This window comes from Dermabacter sp. HMSC08H10 (genome assembly GCF_001807585.1).
GTDB lineage: Bacteria > Actinomycetota > Actinomycetes > Actinomycetales > Dermabacteraceae > Dermabacter > Dermabacter hominis.
The window spans coordinates 171,373-190,653 of record NZ_KV789424.1 but is presented as its reverse complement, the minus strand read 5'-3'; the positions used below and the strand labels follow the sequence as shown (position 1 = coordinate 190,653).

Genomic DNA, 19,281 nt, shown 5'->3' with positions numbered 1-19,281 from the left:
GGCTATCTCCTTCCGGCACGCGCGACGTCCGCGCGAGACAGGGGCTTGGGCAGGCGCAGAGTGAGAGTGACAAGCTCCCACACCGCCAGGAGCGTGAGGAGGATCGAGGCGATCCAGTACCAATCCTCAAAGCTAGGCGTGGGTTGCTCCTCCGTCGAGTCGATGAACGTGAGTTTGAGGTCCTTCCACGTTTTCTCGAGGGTTGCTCCGTCCTCGCCACCGGTGCGGTGGACGTAGGCAACGCCCATTTGCTGCGCGATGAACTGGAGGTTCTTTTCATCGATTTTTGAAAGTCCCCGACCGCCCGCAGGGTCCTTGATGTATTCGCCGTCATGCTCACCACCTACGGTTTTCATGGGGCCGCCCGCGGCGGTGCCGTATCCGAGCACTGCGCCGCTGTCGAGCTTTCCGCCGAGCGCCCCGAAGGGCTCGGATTCCTTCTGGTCGGTGTTTTCGCCATCACTCAAGAAGTACACGATGACGCGCGATTCAGGGTCTTCCTTTTTGGTTTGATCCACGAGCTTCTGGAGAGCGCCTCGCGGGCGGTCGACGTTCGATCCGCGCGAATAAGCGGTTGTTTCGGTGCGTGCCGTGTCGATCCACGACTTGACCGCGCCTGCATCGGTCGTGAGCGGAAGCTGCGCAGAGGCACTCGAATCAAACGTGAGGATCGAAAAACGCGCTCCTTTGAGGCCCTCCATGATCCGCGCCATGTCGGCTTTGGCCCCCTCGAGGCGCGGCTTCGAGCCGTCGTAATCTTCGGCGTTCATCGAGCCCGTGAGGTCCACAACGAAGATCACGTTCGCATTGAGGCGCTGGGTGCTCAGCGTTTCATCGCCCGTCACGGGCCGCAGAGCCACGACGGCGAGAACGAGCACCATAAGCAGGCGCCGCAACCAGTCGAGACGCGCCCCCTTGCGCACCCCGAGGAGCACGGCGCACGTGACCGCGAGCGGAACGAAAATGAGGGCGATGGCCCACCACGGCATGAGGGGATGCAGTCCAAGATTCATCGCTGCCTCCACCCTACGACGACCACTCCGATCAGCATTGCGAGGCAGAGGCCGAAGAACATGGCGGGATGGTCAGTGCGGATGACTCGCGCAATCGCGCCCATGTCGCGCGCCTGTGCCTTTTGAATCTGGGCGATAATCGCTGGAATCGCTCCCGGGTCAGACGAGGCCCAGAAGCCACCGCCCGATCGTTCTGTCTCGGTTTTGAGTTCATCCGCGCAGTGTCCCTGGCAGGCCGACGCCCCCGGATAGAAGGTCCACATCGTGATGTCGCGCTCGATCAGGGTGTCGACGGCTCCGGGGAGTTCGTAAATGCCGGTGCCGCCCGGTTCGTTATCCGTTGCGAGAACCACGAAGCGCGAGCGTTCCTCTTCCGCGTGGTCGAACAACTGACCGCACGAGGCGACGCCGTTACCAATAAGCGAGGGCGGGTAGGTCTCCGAGTAGGTGCCGCCTACAAAGTCCCAAAACTTCTGGATGTCCTCGTCGCTGTACTGGGCCGTGCCGAGCCTGTGGGCGACGGGATTGTAGTTGAGAGCTTCGATCCCCCGCTTGAGCTCGCGTCGGATCAGACCGTAGTCATTCGTGAGCGGGAAGACCGTGCGCGAGTTCGAGTTAAAGATCGAAAGCCCGACGCGCTCTCCCTTGAAGCCATCGACAAGCTCGAGGTAGCTTTCGAGAATTTCGCGGTCGAAGGGGAGCATCGAGCCGGAAATATCGAGGCACAGCACGATGTCGCGGTTCTTGAAGGACGGGGTTTCAACACGTTCGCTTGCGAGGCGCCCGGAAAGGAGAGCCCCGGACAGCACGAGTGTGCCCGCGAGCGCGACGCTCACGAGGCGCAGAATGCGCGAGGTTTTTTGGGCGCGCCGCACGCTCGGTAGGTGGTCAAGGTAGTTCGTGTTCGCGACGAACAGCGCGCGATTACGCACGGCACGGCGGTTGAGATAGGCGAAGGCCCACGCGATGAGGCCCGCGATCAGGAGGAGGCAGCTCACCCACCAGAAACTCATGACCATGCGCGCACCACCCCTCTAGCCGCGTGCAGACTTTCGGAAAGGCGCGTGCGACTGTCGCGGGCATAGCCTGCTTCGTGGGTGCGGGCGAGGAGATTTCCGACGGTCTGCGTGCGCGGGTCGGCCTGAATCCGTTCGACGGGTTCTTGGCGAATATCGAGCCCCTCGCTGCGAAGGACAAAGACACGCAGGATGGCTTCGAGATCGCGATGTCCCTCGCGCGCGCTCTTCTCGCCTGCGTCGACGGCTTCCCCGAGAGCGTTGATCGAGCGGAGGAATTCGGCTTTGAGGGCGTCGGTTGCGCCGGGGCGCTTCGCGTAGGCGCGTCGCTCGACGAGCCAGCGGGTGAGCTTCACAAGGGTCGTGATGAGCGCGATGATGACGAGCGCGCACAGCACCGCGAGGATGAGCCACGCAATCGAATACTGCGGCGGGTCGATGATCTCAAGGCCGTCCATTACGTGCCCCCTGTCTGCGAAACATCGCGATCATGTCGTCAACGATCTGAGAGTCGCCGTCGGTAAGGGTGTGGACGATCCCGAGGGAGTCGAGCATCGCCGTGATGTCAGCTTCGCGCTTCTCGCGAAACGCGTCTGCCTCCTTTTGCACGGCCGCGACCGTGCGCGTGTGGCGAAGGATTTCGCGTGGGTAGCCGGGGTCGATGAGCGCGGCATCGAGGTCCAGGCGCCCGAGCGGGTCGGCGTCGCGGATGCGCACGACCAGCAGGTCATGGCGCGTCATGAGGCGCCGAAGAGCCCCTTCGCATTCTGGTCCGGGGTTCGCCTCGTCGGTGATGAGGAGCATGAGACTTGAGCGGCGCGTGAGCCTGAGGGCCCGCGTGAGTGCCCATTCAATGTTCGCGGGAGCTCCGCCAAGGACGGTGTTCTTCTGGAGAGTTCTGAGGAGGAGTTCGAGGTGGCCCCGTGAGCTGCGCGCAGGAAGCTGAAGCTGATCGCCCGGGGTCCCCGCAACGAGTCCCACGAGATCGCCGTTGGAGTGGGCGAGGTAGCACAGCAGGCCCGCGGCGGTCACGAGGGCGTCGCGCTTGGAGGTTCCGTCGGCGGCGCTCGCTGCCATCGCACCCGACGTATCGCCGATGACGCACAGGTAGCGTACGCGCTCCTCGTTGAATTGGCGGATGAGCGGCTCGCCGCTTCTTGCGGTCGCCTTCCAGTCGATATCGGAGATTTTGTCGCCGGGCTGGTAGTACTTGAGGTCGTCGAAGTCTTCGCCGCTGCCTTTAAACAGGGAGCGCCCGCGGCCCGAGATGAGACCACGCACCTTTTTAGTGGTCGTGATCTCGATCTTGGCCTTGACCTTGGTTAGAAGCGACGCCAAAGCGGCTCCTACGGAAGTGGAACCGCGGAGAACACCGCGTCGATGATCGTCTCAGGCGTAATTCCGCTCGCGAGTGCGTCGAAGGTCATCACGAGTCGGTGACGCAGCACCGAGTAGCGCAGGGCCCTCACGTCGTCGGGGGTAGCGTAATCGCGCCCTTCGACGAGCGCGTGGGCCTGCGCGACGCGCATGAGTGCGAGCGAACCACGCGGCGAAGCACCGACGCGCACCGATTGGGTGATGTTTTGAATCGGGCGCGGGCCCGAGCCTCGGGTCGAGAACACGAGGTCGATGATGTAGCGCTTGACCGCGGCATCCACGTACACGCGGTCGACGGCACGCTGAAGGAACTCGATGTCCTCGAGGCTCACGCTCGGCCTCGTGCTCTTTGGCGCAGTAAGCGTGCCCGAGGTCGAGCGATCGAGAATCTCATGCTCTTCCGCGGGCTTGGGATACGTGAGAATTTCCTTCATGAGGAAGCGGTCCATCTGGGCTTCGGGCAGCACGTAGGTGCCCTCTTCCTCGATGGGGTTCTGGGTCGCGAGCACCATGAACGGGTGCGGGAGTGGATAGACCTCACCGCCGATTGACGTCTGACGCTCCTGCATCGCTTCGAGCATCGCCGACTGGGTCTTTGCGCTCGAGCGATTGATCTCGTCGAGAAGGACGATGTTCGCGTGCACCGGGCCGAGCTGGGTCGTGAACTCACCGGTGCCATAGTTGAAGATCTGCGTACCGATAATGTCGTTCGGCATGAGGTCGGGTGTGCACTGGATTCGGCGGAACGAGCCGCCGATCGCGCTCGCGAGTGCCTGCGCGGCAGTTGTCTTCGCGAGACCGGGCACAGACTCGAGCAGCACGTGACCACCGGCGGCGAGGCTTGTGAGAAGCGCGAGCCGCAGACGCTCCTGGCCGACGACCCGCGTGCCGAACACCTCGGCGATACTCGCGACAATATGCGCCGCCCGTTCCCGCTCAGCGGGGCCGAGCACGGGGCTTTCCGGTTGGAACGTCCGCGTACGGGAGGGCCCCTGCCCTACCGGACGAGGCGAAGGCGCCTGACCATTCATACTCATGCACGTACCTCTTTTGCCGCTTCCCGATCGATCACACGTGCGCGAGCGCGCGCACCACGGCATGACAATACCGAACCGGACTCGACGCCACGTCAAAAACACGGCAAACGCCAGATGTCTGAAACAATATGTGCGTGACTGTCCCCCCTCCACCAACGACGCCCGGTCTCACCGTGAACGAGGCAGGCGTCGGAACGTATTCGATCCCTGCCCCGCGCGCCGAACGGATTGAGCTGTGCATATTCGACGCAGGCCGCGAGCGCCGCATCCCGCTCCCCCACGTCGACGCGGGCGTGCACTGGGGAGCCGTCGATGGCCTCACCGAAGGGACCCACTACGGACTACGCGCCTACGGTCCTTGGGCGCCCGAACTCGGCCTCGTATTCAATCCCAACAAGGTACTCGTCGATCCGTACGGGCACGGCATTGATCATGCCTCGGCGCTTCTCGAATCGATGTTCGCCCACACCGTCGATTCGGCACTTCGACCCACGCAGCCCCTCGAGCGCGATCCGCATGATAACGCCGACTCGGCGATCCACTCCGTCGTCACGCGCGTCAATCCCGACCGCTTCGACCCCGCGCTGCGCCCACGCACCCCGCTTCGGGACACCATCATCTACGAAGCGCACGTCCGCGGTTTCTCAAAGCTCAACCCGGATGTTCCACCCGAGCTTCGCGGCACCTACGCGGGCCTCGCCCACGAGGCCTCCATCGCCTACCTGCGCGAGCTTGGCATCACCGCGATCGAGCTACTGCCGATCCACGCGGCTCTCGACGAAGTTCACCTCACGCGCCTCGGGCTGAGCAACTACTGGGGCTACAACACCCTCGGTTTCTTCGCTCCCAATCCGCGCTACGCCACCCGGGCCGCACGTGACGAGGGCCCGAGCGCAGTCCTCGCCGAAGTCCAGGACATGATCAACGCGCTTCACGCCGCCGGCGTCGAGGTCATCCTCGATGTCGTCTACAACCACACGGCTGAAGGCGCTAAAGACGGTCCGTGCGTGTCCTTCCGAGGGCTTGATGCGCGCGAATATTACTGGCAGGACTCGGGCCACCTCGCCGACTTCACCGGCACGGGCAATACCCTCGACGCGCGAAGCCCCTACGTCGTGGACCTCGTCATGCGCTCGCTGAGGTTCTGGGCAAACACCGTGGGAGTCGACGGGTTCCGCTTCGATCTCGCCACCACCCTCGCACGTGGTGAGCACGGCTTCGATGCACAGCACCCTCTTCTGACCGCCATGCGTACCGACCCCGCGCTCGCGGGCATCAAGCTCGTCGCCGAGCCGTGGGACGTGGGCAGCTTCGGGTGGCAAACGGGCAACTTCCCGGCGGGCATGAGTGAATGGAACGACTCCTACCGCGACGACATTCGAGGCTTTTGGCTCTCGAGCACCCGCGAGCTGAGCGAGAACGGCGCGCCGCAGCACCCCTATATTCGCGATCTCGCCACTCGGTTTGCGGGCTCCGCAGATATTTTTCGACGCGCCGATCCGCACGATCTACCCGAGGGTCGGTCGATGCGCTCGCCGCTCGCGTCGATCAACTTCGTGACCGCCCACGATGGCTTCACGCTCGCTGACCTCACGACGTACAACGACAAGCACAACCTCGCCAACGGCGAGGACGGCCGCGATGGCACCGAGAACAACCGCTCCTTCCACCACGGCACGGAGGGTCCCGATGCGGCGCTTGAGGCCGTGCGCGATCGAAGCGCCCGCAATCTCCTCGCAACGCTCCTCACGAGCGCTGGCGTTCCCATGATCACCGCGGGTGACGAATGCTTGCGGACCCAAGAGGGCAACAACAACGCGTATTGCCACGACAGCCCTCTCACGTGGCTTTCGTGGGACTCGAGCGAGCGCATCGAACGCCATCTCGCCTTCACAAAAGCAGCGATCGCCGCTCGGCGCGCCCTCAGTTCGCTTCGCCCCTCCACCTTCTTCGACGACGCTAGCCTCGAGGATCGCGAGCCGGGAGGCATCAGGTGGCTCAAGGGCGATGCCTCGGCCATGAGCCACGCCGATTGGTTCAACCCCGAACGACGCCACTTGAGCATCGCGATCCCCCACCACGACGGCCTCACCATCGTGGTGATGAGTAACGAACAGGGGCCTCGAGAAGTGCGCTTGCCCGCGAGCGCTTGGGGTGCCGGTCCGCTCAGCATCGCACTGGATTCTTCGCTCGGGGGCGCGCGTCTCGACCGGGCGAACGAGAGCCTCCACCTCAATGGGCCAACGGTCGTCGTCGTGCAATCCGACGGTTGGCGATCGCCCACCACGCGAGACGAAAGTGCAGACAATCTCCCAGCGCACCCCGATAAACTTTGAGGCACAGATCACGACCATGCCGAGATTGGGAGGCACCATGGCCACGAAGGCGAAAGCAGCGATGACCACCGGGATCGGGCGAATCCCGATCACCTCTGTCTCACCGAACGTCGACGGCGGTCGCTTCCCCGTCAAAGCGGTCGTGGGCGAGCGCGTCCGCGTTCATGCCACGAGCTTTCGCGAAGGCCACGACCAGATGGGCGTGCAGCTCCTCGTGACGAATCCCGAGGGCAACACGGTTCGCTCCCCGATGACGTGCACGAATCCTGGACTCGACCACTGGGAGGGTAGCTTCCGCCCCGATCGTGAAGGCGAATGGTCGTACAGGGTTGAGGCCTTCGATGCCCCCTACCTCACGTGGGCCCACAACGCCGAGGTCAAAATCGCCGCCGGCGTCGACGAAGAACTCATGTGCGCCGAAGGCGTGATCGTCCTCAAGGCTGCGCTCGCCGAGATCCCCAAGAAAAAGCGACCCAAAACGCACAGGGCCCGTCTCGAAGCAGCGATCGACGCTCTCACCAATACGAGCCTGCAGCCGTCGGCCCGCATCGCCCCAGCCCTCGCCGCCGACATGCACGAGGCGATGACCGAATACCCCCTACGCCGCTGGCCCACGCGTTCCGCAAAAATTGCCGTGAGAGTCGAGCGCGAACGTGCACTGTATGGCTCCTGGTACGAGTTCTTCCCGCGGTCAGAAGGCGCGCACTTCGACCCTGAACAGGGCGGCTGGACATCCGGCACACTCGAAAGCTCACTCCCGCAACTTGATCGCATCAAGCGCATGGGCTTCGACGTCGCCTACCTCACTCCCATCCACCCCATCGGCACAACGCACCGCAAAGGGCGCAACAACACGCTCACCGCGCTCGAAGGCGATCCGGGATCGCCCTACGCGATCGGCTCACCCGACGGTGGCCACGACGCCATTCACCCCGACCTCGGCACGATCGAGGACTTCGACCGTTTCGTCGCGCACGCGAAAAGCCTCGGCCTCGAAGTAGCCCTCGATATCGCGCTTCAGTGCTCCCCCGATCACCCGTGGGTCAAGGAGCACCCCGAATGGTTCGTCGTTCGTGCTGACGGCACGATCGCGTACGCCGAGAACCCACCGAAGAAGTATCAGGACATCTATCCCTTGAGCTTCGATACCGACTATCGCGGCCTGTACGAGGCGATTCGCGACGTCCTCGAATACTGGATTTCGCACGGCGTCACGCTCTTTCGCGTCGACAACCCGCACACGAAGCCGGTGCGCTTTTGGGAGGAGCTGCTCGCCGAGTTCCGCGAAACCCACCCCGAGGTGCTCTTCCTCGCCGAGGCCTTCACGAAGCCGGCGATGATGCACACGCTCGCCAAGGTCGGCTACCACCAGTCCTACACGTACTTCGCGTGGCGCCACAGTCCCGAAGAACTTCGCGAATACATGGAGGAACTCAAGGCCGCGGCCCACTACATGCGGCCGAGTTTCTGGCCCACGACCCACGACATTTTGACGCCTTTTATGTCCGACGGCGGCTGGAACGCATTCCGCCTCCGCGCGATCCTCGCGGCCACACTCTCCCCCACATGGGGAATCTACTCGGGCTTCGAGCTTGTCGAACACCAGCCGAGACCGGGGGCACAGGAGAACATCGATAACGAAAAGTACGAATACAAGCCACGCGACTACGAGGGCGCACTCCGCTCCGGCCGCTCGCTCGAGCCGCTCCTCACGCGGCTCAACGAGATCCGAAAGGCCCACCCCGCGCTCCAGACCCTCACGACGACCCGCTTCCACGGCTCAGACGACGACCGTGTACTCGTGTTCTCCAAGCACGTCGAAGGGCGCGACACCGAAAGCGGTCTCGACGACACGATCATCGTCGTCTCGATGACCGAGGCACACGGGGGCACGTCAACGTGGGTCCACATCGACACCGAGGCGCTCAACATCCACTCCGACTTCATGGTCGAGGACCTGCTCACGGGTGAGCAGTTCCTGTGGGACCGCGACAGCTACGTCGAGCTGAACGCCGATTTCCGCCCTGCCCATATCCTTCGTGTTATTCGCTACTGAGCGCCGTCACCAAAGGAGATAGACATGAGCGCACCACTTCCCCTTCTGCCTGCGAGCGAACACGAACTCGGTTCAGTCGCGACCGGTTCGTACTATTCGCCGCATTCGATCCTCGGCCTGCACGAATACGAGGGCGGGTACACGATTCGCACGCTCAAACCGTTCGCCGACCAGGTTGTGGCCCTTGTACGCCTCGAAAACGGCGAACGCCTCGAGATCGAACTGCACCACGAGTACGACGGCATCTTTAGCGCCGCCTTCGAGGCTCCCGATTCCCCGATTGTGCTGCACCGCTTGCGCGTGACGTGGCCCGGTGGCGGCACCGAAATCGTGGACGAGCCCTACCGCTTCCTCCCGACGATCAGCGACTTCGACCTGCATCTCATCCGCGAAGGGAGGCACGAGGAGCTTTGGCGTGCGCTCGGCGCGCACGTACGCACCCTCGACGGCATTCAGGGCACAAGCTTCACCGTGTGGGCACCGAACGCCGCCGCCGTGCAGGTGATCGGCGACTTCAACGGGTGGAATGGCCGACGCACGGCAATGCGATCACTCGGCGATTCAGGCGTGTGGGAAATCTTCCTTCCCGGTGTGCGCGCGGGCGCGGTCTACAAGTTCCGCATCCTCGGAGCCGACAGGGTATGGCGAGAGAAGGCTGACCCGATGGCCCGCCTAGCCGAGGTGCCGCCCGCGACCGGAAGCGTCGTCGTCGAATCAGATTTCGAGTGGAGCGACGATGCGTTCCTCGCCGAGCGCGCCGCGAAGAATCCACTCGAATCGCAAATGTCGATCTACGAGGTTCACCTCGCCTCGTGGCGCCCCTTCGCCTCCTACCGAGATATCGCCGAACCCCTCGTTGACTACGTCAAGGGCATGGGCTACACGCACGTCGAGTTCCTTCCGCTCGCTGAACATCCCTTCGGCGGCTCGTGGGGTTACCAGGTCACGGGCTACTACGCGCCCACCTCGCGTCTCGGTCACCCCGACGACCTTCGCTACCTCATCAACGCTCTGCACGAGGCAGGAATCGGGGTCATCATGGACTGGGTTCCCGCTCACTTCCCGAAGGACGAGTGGGCGCTCGGTCGCTTCGATGGCACCGCGCTTTACGAACACGCCGATCCGCGCAAGGGTGAGCACCCCGATTGGGGCACCTACATTTTCGACCTCGGCCGAACTGAAGTGCGCAACTTCCTCGTCGCCAACGCGTGCTACTGGCTCGAAGAATTCCACGTTGACGGTTTGCGCGTCGACGCCGTCGCGTCGATGCTCTACCTCGACTATTCGCGAAACGAGGGCGAGTGGATCCCGAACCAATACGGTGGGCGCGAGAACCTCGAAGCGATTGATTTCCTCAAGGAGGTCAACGCCACCGCGTATAAGCGTGCCCCGGGCATCACGATGATCGCGGAGGAATCGACCTCATTCCCGGGAGTCACGAAGCCCACCGACCAGGGAGGCCTCGGCTTCGGGTTCAAGTGGAACATGGGCTTTATGCACGACACGCTCGAGTACCTTGGCCAAGACCCGATTTACCGCCAGTACCGCCACCACGAGCTGACGTTTGCGATGGTCTATCAGTACTCGGAGAACTTCATCCTGCCGATCTCTCACGACGAGGTCGTTCACGGCAAGGCACCGCTGCTGCGCAAGGCGCCCGGCGATGACTGGCAGCAGGCCGCGAACCTCCGCGCCTACTTGAGTCTCATGTGGGCCCACCCGGGCAAACAGCTACTGTTCATGGGCTGCGACTTCGCGCAGGGAACGGAATGGAACGAGAACCAGGCACTTCCCTTCTGGCTCCTTGACTTCCCGCTCCACCAGGGCGTCAACGATTTCGTGCGTGACCTCAACCGCGTACAGCGCACCTACCCGGCACTGTACGAGCTCGATCAGGAGGGTGCGGGTTTCCGATGGCTTGATGCTGATGCCGCTGGCCACAACCTCGTGGCGTTCGCACGTTTTGACCGCAAGGGCGATCCGGTCGTGGCAATCATCAACTTCTCACCCGAGCCGTGGCGCGGCTTCCGGATCGGCCTTCCCGAGGGCGGCGCGTGGGCCGAGGTGCTCAACTCCGACGCTTTCGCTTATGGCGGCAGCGGCGTGGGGAACCTCGGCCGGGTCCAGGCGGAGCCGGTCCCCTACGGCGGCCTCGACTACTCGGTTCGCCTGAGCGTTCCGCCGCTCGGTGCGGTGTTCTTTGTTCCGGAGCGCGCGGCAAAGCAGTAGCGTCGACGGATACGGAAGAGGCCTGTGCTCCCCGAGGGGCGCAGGCCTCTTCTCCAGGCGTTGCCGGTCTCTTGGTGCCTTAGAACATGAGGCGGCTGAGCTTCTTGCGGGCCTGAAGCACGCGCTCGTCTTCGACGCCTACGACGTCGAAAAGCTCGAGCAGACGCTCACGGATGCGATCGCGCTCCGAGGGAGTGTCGCGGAACGACGTCAGAAGGCGCGCGAAAGCATCATCGACGTGTCCCCCAAGCAGGTCGAGATCAGCGGCTAGGAGTTGAGCGTCGATGTCCTTCGGGTTCGAGGCCGCGGCCTCGCGCCCGGCCTGAAGGTCGACGCTTTGCGTACGGCGCATAAGGGCAATCACGGCGAGGCCCTTCTTCGCCTCCGAATCACCGGGGTGCTCGTCGAGGTACGTGGTGAAGGCCGTTTCGGCGTCGTCCATATCGCCGCTCTCCATCGCGGTGTAGGCCTTTTCAAGGGCTTCGGGCAGCGCGGCTTGCTCCGCAGTCTCGCGCGGGGCCTCGGTGTGCATGCCTTCCTTCGCGGCGAGACCCGCGAGTTCCTCCATGACGGGGGCAAGCTGCTCTTTCGTGACTACGCCTTCGAACAGCGGCTGGATCTGTCCCTTCATGAGAAGCACGGCCGTGGGCAGTGACTGGATCCGAAGTGCCGCCGCGACGCGCGGCTGCTGATCCGCATCGAGGATCGCGAGACGGATCGTGCCAGCATGCTTAGCCAGAACCGAACGTAGATCGTCCGTGAAGGCCGCTCCCCCGTTGACGCGTGCGCTCGTCACAAAGAGGATCGTGAGGTGCTGATCGGAGTCTTTGATGAGGCTCTCGAGGTTCGCCTCATTGACAGCGACTTCGCCCTCGAGAGGATCGGAGGTGCCGCCGGTCTGGTTTTCCTTTTTAAGCGTGTTGAAGTCCATCACGCCGTACGAGCTCGTCATCGTTTTCTCCTTTGTCGAGTCTTTCGTGGGGCGCTCAGCTGCCGGAGACCGACAGGAGCACCTTGTAGGCCCCGATTGGCTGGATCTTGGCGCCGGAGTCCGCCGCGGGAATGTGCATGAGTACGGTCGTGCCGTAGGTACGCACGAGCTCCTTCTCGAACTTCTTCGTACCCGCGAGCTTCGTGTAGAGGTTCTCCTCCGTGTAGGAGATCGATCCGGAATTCACGCTCACGCGCCGAGTCGAGGTGATGGTCCCCATGACAACGGCTCCGCCTTCGGCAGTGGCGAGGCCGAGGAACTCGCCGTCTTTGACCGCATATTCTTCGCGGACTGAGGCGACTTCATCCCAGTCCACGCCTTCGTTCATTTGCGCGCGCTCCCCTTGGATTTCAGCGTGGGCGCTCTGCTGGAACGGGTCCTCGTTAATGAGATCGTCCGGGTCGGCTTTGTCGTGGCCGTCCGTAAGCACAGCCGCATACTTCGCGAGGGCTTCCTTGGGGGTCAGCACCAGTCCCTGCTGCTCGAGGTCGACCTGTGTGGTGCCGGCCTCGGCACTCGGCACGGTCGGCATCTCGATACCGGCAGCCTGGCGGGCCCAGCCCCACGAGGTGTAGTCGGAGCGAGCGTCTTTCTGCTGAAGTCCCACGAAGAAGCGTGCCTCGCCCGCGTTTGCGGCATCGTCCACGAGCGCGAGGGCATAGCGGGGAAAGCCTTCCGAAGTCGAGGCGATCGGCACGACGAGCTTGTCGCTAGGCCTTTGGAGGGCGCTTTCATGTTCGGGAACTTTGCTGATGATCGCGTAGGTTGCGCGGCGAAATTCCGCGGCACTTCCCGAAATACGCGGGGCGAGAAGATCCGCGTTTTTGTCCGCATCGGCTTTTTCGAGCGCCTTCGCGTATTGGGTGAGAATCTCCCCGAGTTTCGTCCCCGTGAGTTCGGGGGTCGGGCTCGCAAGTTTCGGCCCGGGATCGACCTTCGGCGGTTTTTTCTCGCTTCCGCACGCGGTGAGCGCACCTGCGGCAGTGAGCGCAGTCAGCCCGAGGAGGCTGCGCCGTGAAAGTCCTGTCATCGTTCCTCCTCGATTCGCGTCGCGATGGGGTCGGTCATTGTTGTCGTGGCGTCAGAACCGTCGGCGGCGCGCCTGCGCCCGTGCCGAGTGCTCACGCCGCTGCCGCCCGTCTCGTAGTTCTCAAGTTCGAGCGCTTTGAGTCGGTCGGTCACATCGTCGGGAGTACCGCGGCGGCGTCCCTTACGCGCGACGGTGACGGGGGTGTCCACGTCGTCGTGAGCCGGGCGAGCGTCTGCGGTCTCCTGCGGCACTCCCAGTGCGGGCTCGGCTTGCTCGGCTGGCTCGGCGTCGCCAACGGGCTCTTTCGCGGTAGCCGGTTCCGTTTCGGAAACGCTCGCGGTTCCGACGGCAGCCTGCGCACGACGGGAGCCCTTACCTTCGGGGGCTTCTGTCGCCTCGTCGCTCTCGCCGCTACCGGATTCGCGGCTCGTGTTGTCGCTCTGTGCGTCGGTTCGCGCCGTCGCAGCGTCGTCGTTGTCTGTCGCGTCGACCTCGGAGGAGCCAGCGTCGGACTCCCCTGCCTCCTCCTGCTGGCGGGCCTGACGCTCACTCATCATTTCTTCAAGCACGTCGTCATGTGTGGAACGCGAGCGCGACGTGAGCGCGATCAGAAGCAGCACGAGGCCGATGATGAGCAGCACTGCGCCGGCAGCGTACGCATAGGGCGTCCACGCGTTCGTGGCGTTGGTCGGCCACGTGATCTCCACCTTCGTGATGGTCGAGGCATCGCCATCGTTGGCGAGGAGGATTGCGCGATACGGCTGCGGCTTCTTCGGGTCGAGCTCCGCCTTCGACCAGTCTTCGATCGTGAAGGACTCGCCCGTCTTCTTGGGCTTGATGTCGGTCCACAGATCCGAGTTCTGGATACCGGCGGTGCCCTCCTTCTTATCGGCATTTTCGGTGCTCGTCGCGAGCGTTGCCCAGTTCGATGCGCCCGTAATTGCCGTGTATTTCGAGTTTTCGAGGTAGCTCTTTACGGTGCCCTCGGGGGCGGAAATCATGTAGTAGTCACCGCTCGACGTAATCGTCACGGTGCCTTTCTTTCCACCCACATACAGCACACCGGGATTGATCACCACGGCTGCACCGGGCTTCTCAAAGCTCGCGCGCGCGGTGTGGTTCCCTTTCGGCGCCCACACGGTCTGGCCGGCCCATCCAAGTGCAAGCCCCGCGAGACCCAGGAGGATGAGGACGCCCGCTAGCCACTTTCGCACGAGGACACGACCTTTCGCTCATTCGACGTCTACGACGCTGTCAAAAACAGTACTCACCCATTTTGGCGGAGTTTCCCGGCGGTGGGCTGAAGGCCACAAGAAGCAGTGGGCAGGTCAACATTTCATGTAAAGAGCATTCAAAGACCCATCGCGTAGTCTTTACCAGTGCGATTAGTTCTAGCGGAATGTTCTGTCAATTACGTCGGGCGGCTAACGGCGCACCTCGCGCGGGCCCCCCGGCTCCTCATGGTGAAAGCCGATGGAAGCGTGCTCGTGCACTCCGACGGCGGCAGCTACAAGCCCCTCAACTGGATGGCCCCTCCGTGCACGCTCACAATCGAGGCCGCAGAGGCGGAGGATGCACTCGAAACGTGGAAGGTCACGCATAAGAAGACCGGCGACAGTCTCGACATCACGGTATTCGAGATCATTGAGGAAATGAGCCGCGACTTGGGCATCGACCCAGGGCTCGAAAAGGCCGGAGTCGAGGCGCATCTTCAAGCGCTTCTTGCCGAAAATATGGCGAGCATCGGTGAAGGGTGGAAGCTCGTGCGCCGCGAATACCCCACCGCGATTGGGCCCGTCGACATTCTCGCGAAGAACCCCGAAGGCGGCACGGTCGCGATCGAAATCAAGCGCCGCGGTGAGATCGACGGCGTTGAGCAGCTCACCCGGTACGTCGAACTCCTCAATCGCGATCCGCTCCTCGCCCCCGTGACGGGCATGTTTGCAGCACAGGAAATCAAGCCGCAAGCACGCACCCTCGCGAAGGACCGCGGCTTCGAATGCCTCACCCTTGATTACGACGAACTGCGTGGAATCGACAACTCCGAAATGAGGCTCTTCTAAATGACGCAACGCATCGACGGCACCGCTTTTATCTCCGGCTCTTTCCTTTCCGAAGCCTCGATCCTTATCGACGGCGACACAATCACGTACGCGGGGCCCGAGAGCGCACTCCCCTCGGACCTCAAGGCCTATGAGCACGTGCGCCACGATGGCCTCATTTTCCCGGGGCTCGTGGACATCCACTGCCACGGCGGTGGCGGATTCTCCTTCCCCGATACCGAGGACCCGGCGCAAGCGGCGCCGGCGATCGCGGAGCACCGCGCCCACGGCACGACGAGCATCGTTGCCTCACTCGTGACGGCCGCGCAGGACACGCTCATGTCGAGGGTGCACGCGCTACGGTCTCTCGTCGAGGCCGGCGAACTGGCGGGAATCCACCTCGAGGGCCCTTTCATCTCCCACGCCCGCAAGGGCGCTCACGACCCCCAGTTCATCGCTGAGGGGGACGCCGCGCGCACTCTCGCGCTCCTTGAAGCGGGAGGCGGCACGATCGCGACGATGACGATCGCCCCCGAAGCGGACCTCGATGGCAGCGTGTCCCGGGCCCTGATCGCGCGCGGAGCCCTCCCGAGCTACGGCCACACGGACTGCACGGGTGAACAGATGGTCACCGCAATCCAGAAGGCACACGAGGAGCTCGCAAGCGTCGGCCCCGTCGCCCGTTCCACGAAGCCAACCGCCACCCACCTGTTCAACGCGATGCGCCCCATCCATCACCGGGATGCCGGTCCTGCATTCGCCGCGATCGACCAGGCCGCCGCCGGCACGGTCGTCGCCGAGCTCATCGCCGACGGCGTCCACACCTCCGCCGACACCGTGCGGTACACGTTCGATCTCATCACCGACGGGCACATCATGCTCATCACCGACGCGATGGCCGCGACGGGGATGGCCGACGGTGACTACGTTCTCGGCTCGCTTCCCGTCACGGTCAAAGACGGCGTCGCGACCCTCACCGAAGGCGGCGCGATCGCGGGAGGCACCGCCCACCTGCTCGATGTCGTACGCTTCGCCCATTTCGAGGCAGGCGTGTCGCTCGAGCGCGCAGTTCTCGCCGCAACCGCGACCCCCGCGCGCGTCCTCGGCCGCCACGACATCGGCGAGATTTGTGAAGGTGCCCGCGCTGACCTCGCGCTCGTGAGCGCCGAGGGGCTCGAGCCTGAACGGGTCATGCATGCGGGTGAGTGGTGGAGTTCCGACGCCTCCTAAGCGGCCCCGTTCCTTTCGTTCTCGCACCGCGGCATTCGACCGCGTGGAAACACGGCACAGGAAAGCGGCCCCGCCGCGCCCACGGTGCGCTGGCGGGGCCGCTTTTCACGGAGAGGAGGAAAGACCCTTAGTCGGTCTCGGCCTCTCCTTCGAGCTCTGATGACGGAGTAGAGCGTGCAAGAGCCGCCTCGCGGGCCGCCTCCTCGGTGAGAACCTCGTCGGCAACGACGTTCACGACTTCCGCATCAACGGAGCAGAAACCGCCCGTGACCTGGAACTCGTGCTTCGCTCCGCCGACTTCGGTAATCACCACGGGGCCCTCGCTCAGGAGCGCAAGGTGGGGTTCCATGCCGGCCATGATGCCCATCGCGCCGTCGATGGCGAACACCGAAACGTACTCGGCTTCGCCTTCCCAGATGCTGCCCTCGGCCGACACGAAGTTGACCTTCATGGCGCTCACTTCGAGGTTTCCTTCTGGATGCGGTCCCAGTTACGAAGCACATCGTCGATACCACCGACGTTGAAGAACGCCTGCTCGGCGATGTGGTCAAACTCGCCGTCGCAAATGCCCTTGAAGCCTTCGATGGTGTCGCGCAGCGGAACGTCCGAACCGTCGACGCCGGTGAACTGCTTCGCCATGTGGGTGTTCTGCGAAAGGAACTGCTGGATGCGGCGTGCGCGCGCCACGATGACCTTGTCCTCTTCGGAAAGCTCATCGACACCGAGCATCGCGATGATGTCCTGAAGCTCCTTGTTGCGCTGGAGAATCTGCTTGACGCGAACCGCAACATCGTAGTGATCCTGCCCGATGTAGCGCGGGTCAAGGATGCGCGAGGTCGAGGCGAGCGGATCGATCGCGGGGTACAGACCACGCGAGGCGATCTCACGGCTCAGCTCGGTCGTTGCGTCAAGGTGCGCGAAGGTCGTGGCCGGAGCCGGGTCGGTGTAGTCGTCAGCGGGAACGTAAATCGCCTGCATCGACGTAATCGAGTGGCCGCGGGTCGAGGTAATGCGCTCCTGGAGCACGCCCATCTCGTCCGCGAGATTCGGCTGGTAACCCACTGCCGACGGCATACGGCCGAGCAGCGTCGACACCTCGGAGCCCGCCTGCGTGAAGCGGAAGATGTTGTCGATGAACAGGAGCACGTCCTGGTTCTGGACGTCACGGAAGTACTCCGCCATCGTCAGCGCCGAAAGTGCCACGCGAAGGCGCGTGCCCGGCGGCTCGTCCATCTGGCCGAACACAAGGGCGGTCTTCTCGATCACGCCCGATTCGGTCATTTCCTCGATGAGGTCCCAACCTTCACGGGTACGTTCACCGACACCTGCGAACACCGAGACACCGTCGTGGTTGTTCGCCACGCGGTAAATCATTTCCTGGATGAGAACGGTCTTGCCCACGCCGGCGCCGCCGAACAGACCAATCTTGCCGCCCTGCACGTAGGGCGTCAGCAGGTCGATCGACTTGATGCCGGTCTCGAACATCTGGGTCTTCGACTCGAGCTGATCGAAGTTCGGGGCCTTGCGGTGAATGGGCCAGCGTTCGTTGATCTCGAACTTCTCGCCCTCTTCTCCGTTGAGCACGTTGCCGACAACGTCGAACACGCGCCCGAGGGTGAAGTCGCCAACGGGGACGGAGATTGGCGCGCCCGTGTCGCGCACGGCCTGGCCGCGCACGAGGCCGTCGGTCGGCTTGAGGGCGATTCCTCGCACCATGCCGTCGCCGAGGTGCTGGGCAACCTCAAGCGTGAGGGTCTGGGTGGCTGAGCCACCGTCCTCGTCGCCAGTGGGCAGCTCGATCTCGGTGACGAGCGCGTTGTACATGTCGGGGATCTGGCCCGCGGGGAATTCGACGTCGACAACGGCGCCGGTCACGCGAGCGACACGACCGATGGCGGCGCTAGCCTCGGTCTGAGCCGGGGCGTTTTCGGTGATGGTCATTCTTCTACTCCAAATGTGCTTTCTCGCTCAGCGTTCTTTCCTGCCGGAGGCATTGAGGGCGTCCGCTCCGCCCACGATCTCCGTAATTTCTTGCGTGATCTCGGCCTGGCGAGCGGAGTTCGCAAGGCGAGTGAACTTCTGAATCTGCGTTTCCGCATTGTCGGTCGCGGTCTTCATCGCCTTCTGCCTGCTCGCGTGCTCCGACGCGATCGACTGCAGAAGGATATTGATGATGCGCGATTCAACGTACCGCGGCACGAGCTGCTCGAACACCTCATCGGCGCTCGGCGTGTACTCATACAGCGGGTACTGGCGGGTCAACCGGCTCTCGGCACCGTCGGCACTCAGCTGGAGCGGGACGAGGCGCACGACGTTCACATCCTGGCGGAAACGATTCGTGAACCGGTGCCCCACGACATACAGCTCATCGAGGTGCTCCTCGACCTCTTCCGCAAGGAGTGCCTCGCGAAAGAGCGCCGAGATTTCACGACCGAGCTTCGGAAGGTCTTCCTCTTTGACACCAATCCACGACTTTTCAGCGGGACGGTTGCGGAAGCGGTAGTACGAGTCGCCCTTGCGGCCAACGACGTACAGGACCGGCTGCTTGCCCTCTTCGCGCAGCTTATTCGTGAGGTGTTCGGCCTCGCGAATCGCGCTTGGCGAGTAGGAACCGGCCATGCCGCGATCCGAGGTAATGAGGAGAACACCGACGCGGTTGGAGAACGAGCGATCCGCTTCAAGGAACGGGTGGTTCGTCTCCTCCGCGTGCTGAACGACCGAGGCAATCGCGTCCGTAATCGCTTTCGCGTACGGGGTCGTAGCCTGCACGCGTGCGTGTGCCTTCGAGATTCGGGCAGCCGCGATCATTTCCTGGGCCTGGAAGATTTTCTTCATGCCCTTCGCGGAGCCGATCCGCTTCTTGTATTCCCTTTGCTGGGCTCCCATATCTCTCCCTCGTGACTAACGTTCTATTTCTCGAACAT

16 protein-coding genes are annotated in these 19,281 nt (G+C 63.5%); 5 read left to right on the top strand and 11 right to left on the bottom strand.

Features of this window, described 5'->3' with window-relative positions; all coding sequences use genetic code 11:
• Positions 1–2: 2 nt before the first annotated feature.
• From HMPREF3176_RS03680 to HMPREF3176_RS03660, 5 genes are read right to left on the bottom strand one after another with little or no spacing between them, the layout of a single operon-like run.
• A complete protein-coding gene (locus HMPREF3176_RS03680) occupies positions 3–1,013 on the bottom strand; it encodes a vWA domain-containing protein (protein ID WP_070458360.1) in 1,011 nt (336 codons plus the stop codon).
• Positions 1,010–2,032 carry a vWA domain-containing protein gene (locus HMPREF3176_RS03675; RefSeq protein ID WP_070458357.1) on the bottom strand — a complete coding sequence of 341 codons (1,023 nt, stop codon included), beginning with the start codon at positions 2,030–2,032 and terminating at the stop codon, positions 1,010–1,012. Before HMPREF3176_RS03675 ends, HMPREF3176_RS03680 begins: the two co-directional genes overlap by 4 nt.
• Complete coding sequence (locus HMPREF3176_RS03670) at positions 2,023–2,487, bottom strand: hypothetical protein (protein ID WP_061211714.1); 465 nt, start codon at positions 2,485–2,487, stop codon at positions 2,023–2,025. The genes HMPREF3176_RS03675 and HMPREF3176_RS03670 overlap by 10 nt, the downstream gene beginning before the upstream one ends.
• Complete coding sequence (locus HMPREF3176_RS03665; RefSeq protein ID WP_034373585.1) at positions 2,474–3,367, bottom strand: DUF58 domain-containing protein; 894 nt, start codon at positions 3,365–3,367, stop codon at positions 2,474–2,476. The genes HMPREF3176_RS03670 and HMPREF3176_RS03665 overlap by 14 nt, the downstream gene beginning before the upstream one ends.
• Positions 3,368–3,375: 8 nt before the next feature.
• Entirely contained in the window at positions 3,376–4,443 is a 1,068-nt protein-coding gene (locus HMPREF3176_RS03660; RefSeq protein ID WP_070458354.1) for an AAA family ATPase, read from the bottom strand.
• Between the two features lie 134 nt (positions 4,444–4,577).
• On the opposite strand from HMPREF3176_RS03660, the gene glgX reads away from it, so the two are divergent.
• The 3 genes from glgX to glgB are packed head-to-tail and all read left to right on the top strand — an operon-like array spanning position 4,578 to position 11,064.
• On the top strand, positions 4,578–6,779 hold the full coding sequence (gene glgX, locus HMPREF3176_RS03655) for a glycogen debranching protein GlgX (protein WP_246826646.1): 2,202 nt from the start codon (positions 4,578–4,580) through the stop codon (positions 6,777–6,779).
• Between the two features lie 37 nt (positions 6,780–6,816).
• Positions 6,817–8,835 carry an alpha-1,4-glucan--maltose-1-phosphate maltosyltransferase gene (locus tag HMPREF3176_RS03650; protein WP_070458345.1) on the top strand — a complete coding sequence of 673 codons (2,019 nt, stop codon included), beginning with the start codon at positions 6,817–6,819 and terminating at the stop codon, positions 8,833–8,835.
• Positions 8,836–8,859: 24 nt separating this feature from the next.
• Positions 8,860–11,064: a 1,4-alpha-glucan branching protein GlgB gene (gene glgB, locus HMPREF3176_RS03645; protein WP_070458342.1), complete on the top strand. Its 2,205-nt coding sequence runs from the start codon at positions 8,860–8,862 to the stop codon at positions 11,062–11,064.
• Between the two features lie 79 nt (positions 11,065–11,143).
• Here glgB and HMPREF3176_RS03640 read toward each other — a convergent pair whose 3' ends face one another.
• The 3 genes from HMPREF3176_RS03640 to HMPREF3176_RS03630 are packed head-to-tail and all read right to left on the bottom strand — an operon-like array spanning position 11,144 to position 14,299.
• The gene (locus tag HMPREF3176_RS03640; protein ID WP_070458339.1) at positions 11,144–12,016 is read right to left on the bottom strand and encodes a co-chaperone YbbN; all 873 of its coding nucleotides are present in this window, start codon (positions 12,014–12,016) and stop codon (positions 11,144–11,146) included.
• A gap of 34 nt (positions 12,017–12,050) precedes the next feature.
• Positions 12,051–13,085: a DUF8094 domain-containing protein gene (locus HMPREF3176_RS03635; protein ID WP_070458336.1), complete on the bottom strand. Its 1,035-nt coding sequence runs from the start codon at positions 13,083–13,085 to the stop codon at positions 12,051–12,053.
• Positions 13,082–14,299 (bottom strand): hypothetical protein, encoded by a 1,218-nt coding sequence (locus HMPREF3176_RS03630; protein ID WP_070458334.1) that lies wholly within the window; start codon positions 14,297–14,299, stop codon positions 13,082–13,084. The genes HMPREF3176_RS03635 and HMPREF3176_RS03630 overlap by 4 nt, the downstream gene beginning before the upstream one ends.
• Before the next feature lie 165 nt (positions 14,300–14,464).
• Between HMPREF3176_RS03630 and nucS the strand changes: the two genes are divergently transcribed.
• Both nucS and HMPREF3176_RS03620 read left to right on the top strand, forming a co-directional pair.
• Positions 14,465–15,148 (top strand): endonuclease NucS, encoded by a 684-nt coding sequence (gene nucS / locus HMPREF3176_RS03625; protein ID WP_070458331.1) that lies wholly within the window; start codon positions 14,465–14,467, stop codon positions 15,146–15,148.
• The gene (locus HMPREF3176_RS03620; protein ID WP_070458329.1) at positions 15,149–16,357 is read left to right on the top strand and encodes an N-acetylglucosamine-6-phosphate deacetylase; all 1,209 of its coding nucleotides are present in this window, start codon (positions 15,149–15,151) and stop codon (positions 16,355–16,357) included. It begins immediately after the preceding gene.
• Between the two features lie 127 nt (positions 16,358–16,484).
• Here HMPREF3176_RS03620 and HMPREF3176_RS03615 read toward each other — a convergent pair whose 3' ends face one another.
• From HMPREF3176_RS03615 to HMPREF3176_RS03605, 3 genes are read right to left on the bottom strand one after another with little or no spacing between them, the layout of a single operon-like run.
• Positions 16,485–16,808, bottom strand: coding sequence for a F0F1 ATP synthase subunit epsilon (locus tag HMPREF3176_RS03615; RefSeq protein WP_070436287.1), 324 nt, complete (start codon positions 16,806–16,808; stop codon positions 16,485–16,487).
• 5 nt (positions 16,809–16,813) lie between these two features.
• Entirely contained in the window at positions 16,814–18,298 is a 1,485-nt protein-coding gene (gene atpD / locus HMPREF3176_RS03610; protein ID WP_016664810.1) for a F0F1 ATP synthase subunit beta, read from the bottom strand.
• A 27-nt stretch (positions 18,299–18,325) separates the two neighbouring features.
• Positions 18,326–19,243 (bottom strand): F0F1 ATP synthase subunit gamma, encoded by a 918-nt coding sequence (locus HMPREF3176_RS03605; protein ID WP_016664811.1) that lies wholly within the window; start codon positions 19,241–19,243, stop codon positions 18,326–18,328.
• Between the last annotated feature and the right edge of the window lie 38 nt (positions 19,244–19,281).

Coding starts and splice junctions, on each gene's coding strand:
- HMPREF3176_RS03605 (WP_016664811.1), bottom strand. CDS start 19,243: ATGGGAGCCCAGCAAAGGGAATACAAGAAGCGGATCGGCTCCGCGAAG.
- HMPREF3176_RS03670 (WP_061211714.1), bottom strand. CDS start 2,487: ATGGACGGCCTTGAGATCATCGACCCGCCGCAGTATTCGATTGCGTGG.
- glgB (WP_070458342.1), top strand. CDS start 8,860: ATGAGCGCACCACTTCCCCTTCTGCCTGCGAGCGAACACGAACTCGGT.
- HMPREF3176_RS03620 (WP_070458329.1), top strand. CDS start 15,149: ATGACGCAACGCATCGACGGCACCGCTTTTATCTCCGGCTCTTTCCTT.
- HMPREF3176_RS03660 (WP_070458354.1), bottom strand. CDS start 4,443: ATGAGTATGAATGGTCAGGCGCCTTCGCCTCGTCCGGTAGGGCAGGGG.
- HMPREF3176_RS03615 (WP_070436287.1), bottom strand. CDS start 16,808: ATGAAGGTCAACTTCGTGTCGGCCGAGGGCAGCATCTGGGAAGGCGAA.
- HMPREF3176_RS03680 (WP_070458360.1), bottom strand. CDS start 1,013: ATGAATCTTGGACTGCATCCCCTCATGCCGTGGTGGGCCATCGCCCTC.
- atpD (WP_016664810.1), bottom strand. CDS start 18,298: ATGACCATCACCGAAAACGCCCCGGCTCAGACCGAGGCTAGCGCCGCC.
- HMPREF3176_RS03635 (WP_070458336.1), bottom strand. CDS start 13,085: ATGACAGGACTTTCACGGCGCAGCCTCCTCGGGCTGACTGCGCTCACT.
- HMPREF3176_RS03650 (WP_070458345.1), top strand. CDS start 6,817: ATGGCCACGAAGGCGAAAGCAGCGATGACCACCGGGATCGGGCGAATC.
- HMPREF3176_RS03675 (WP_070458357.1), bottom strand. CDS start 2,032: ATGGTCATGAGTTTCTGGTGGGTGAGCTGCCTCCTCCTGATCGCGGGC.
- HMPREF3176_RS03640 (WP_070458339.1), bottom strand. CDS start 12,016: ATGACGAGCTCGTACGGCGTGATGGACTTCAACACGCTTAAAAAGGAA.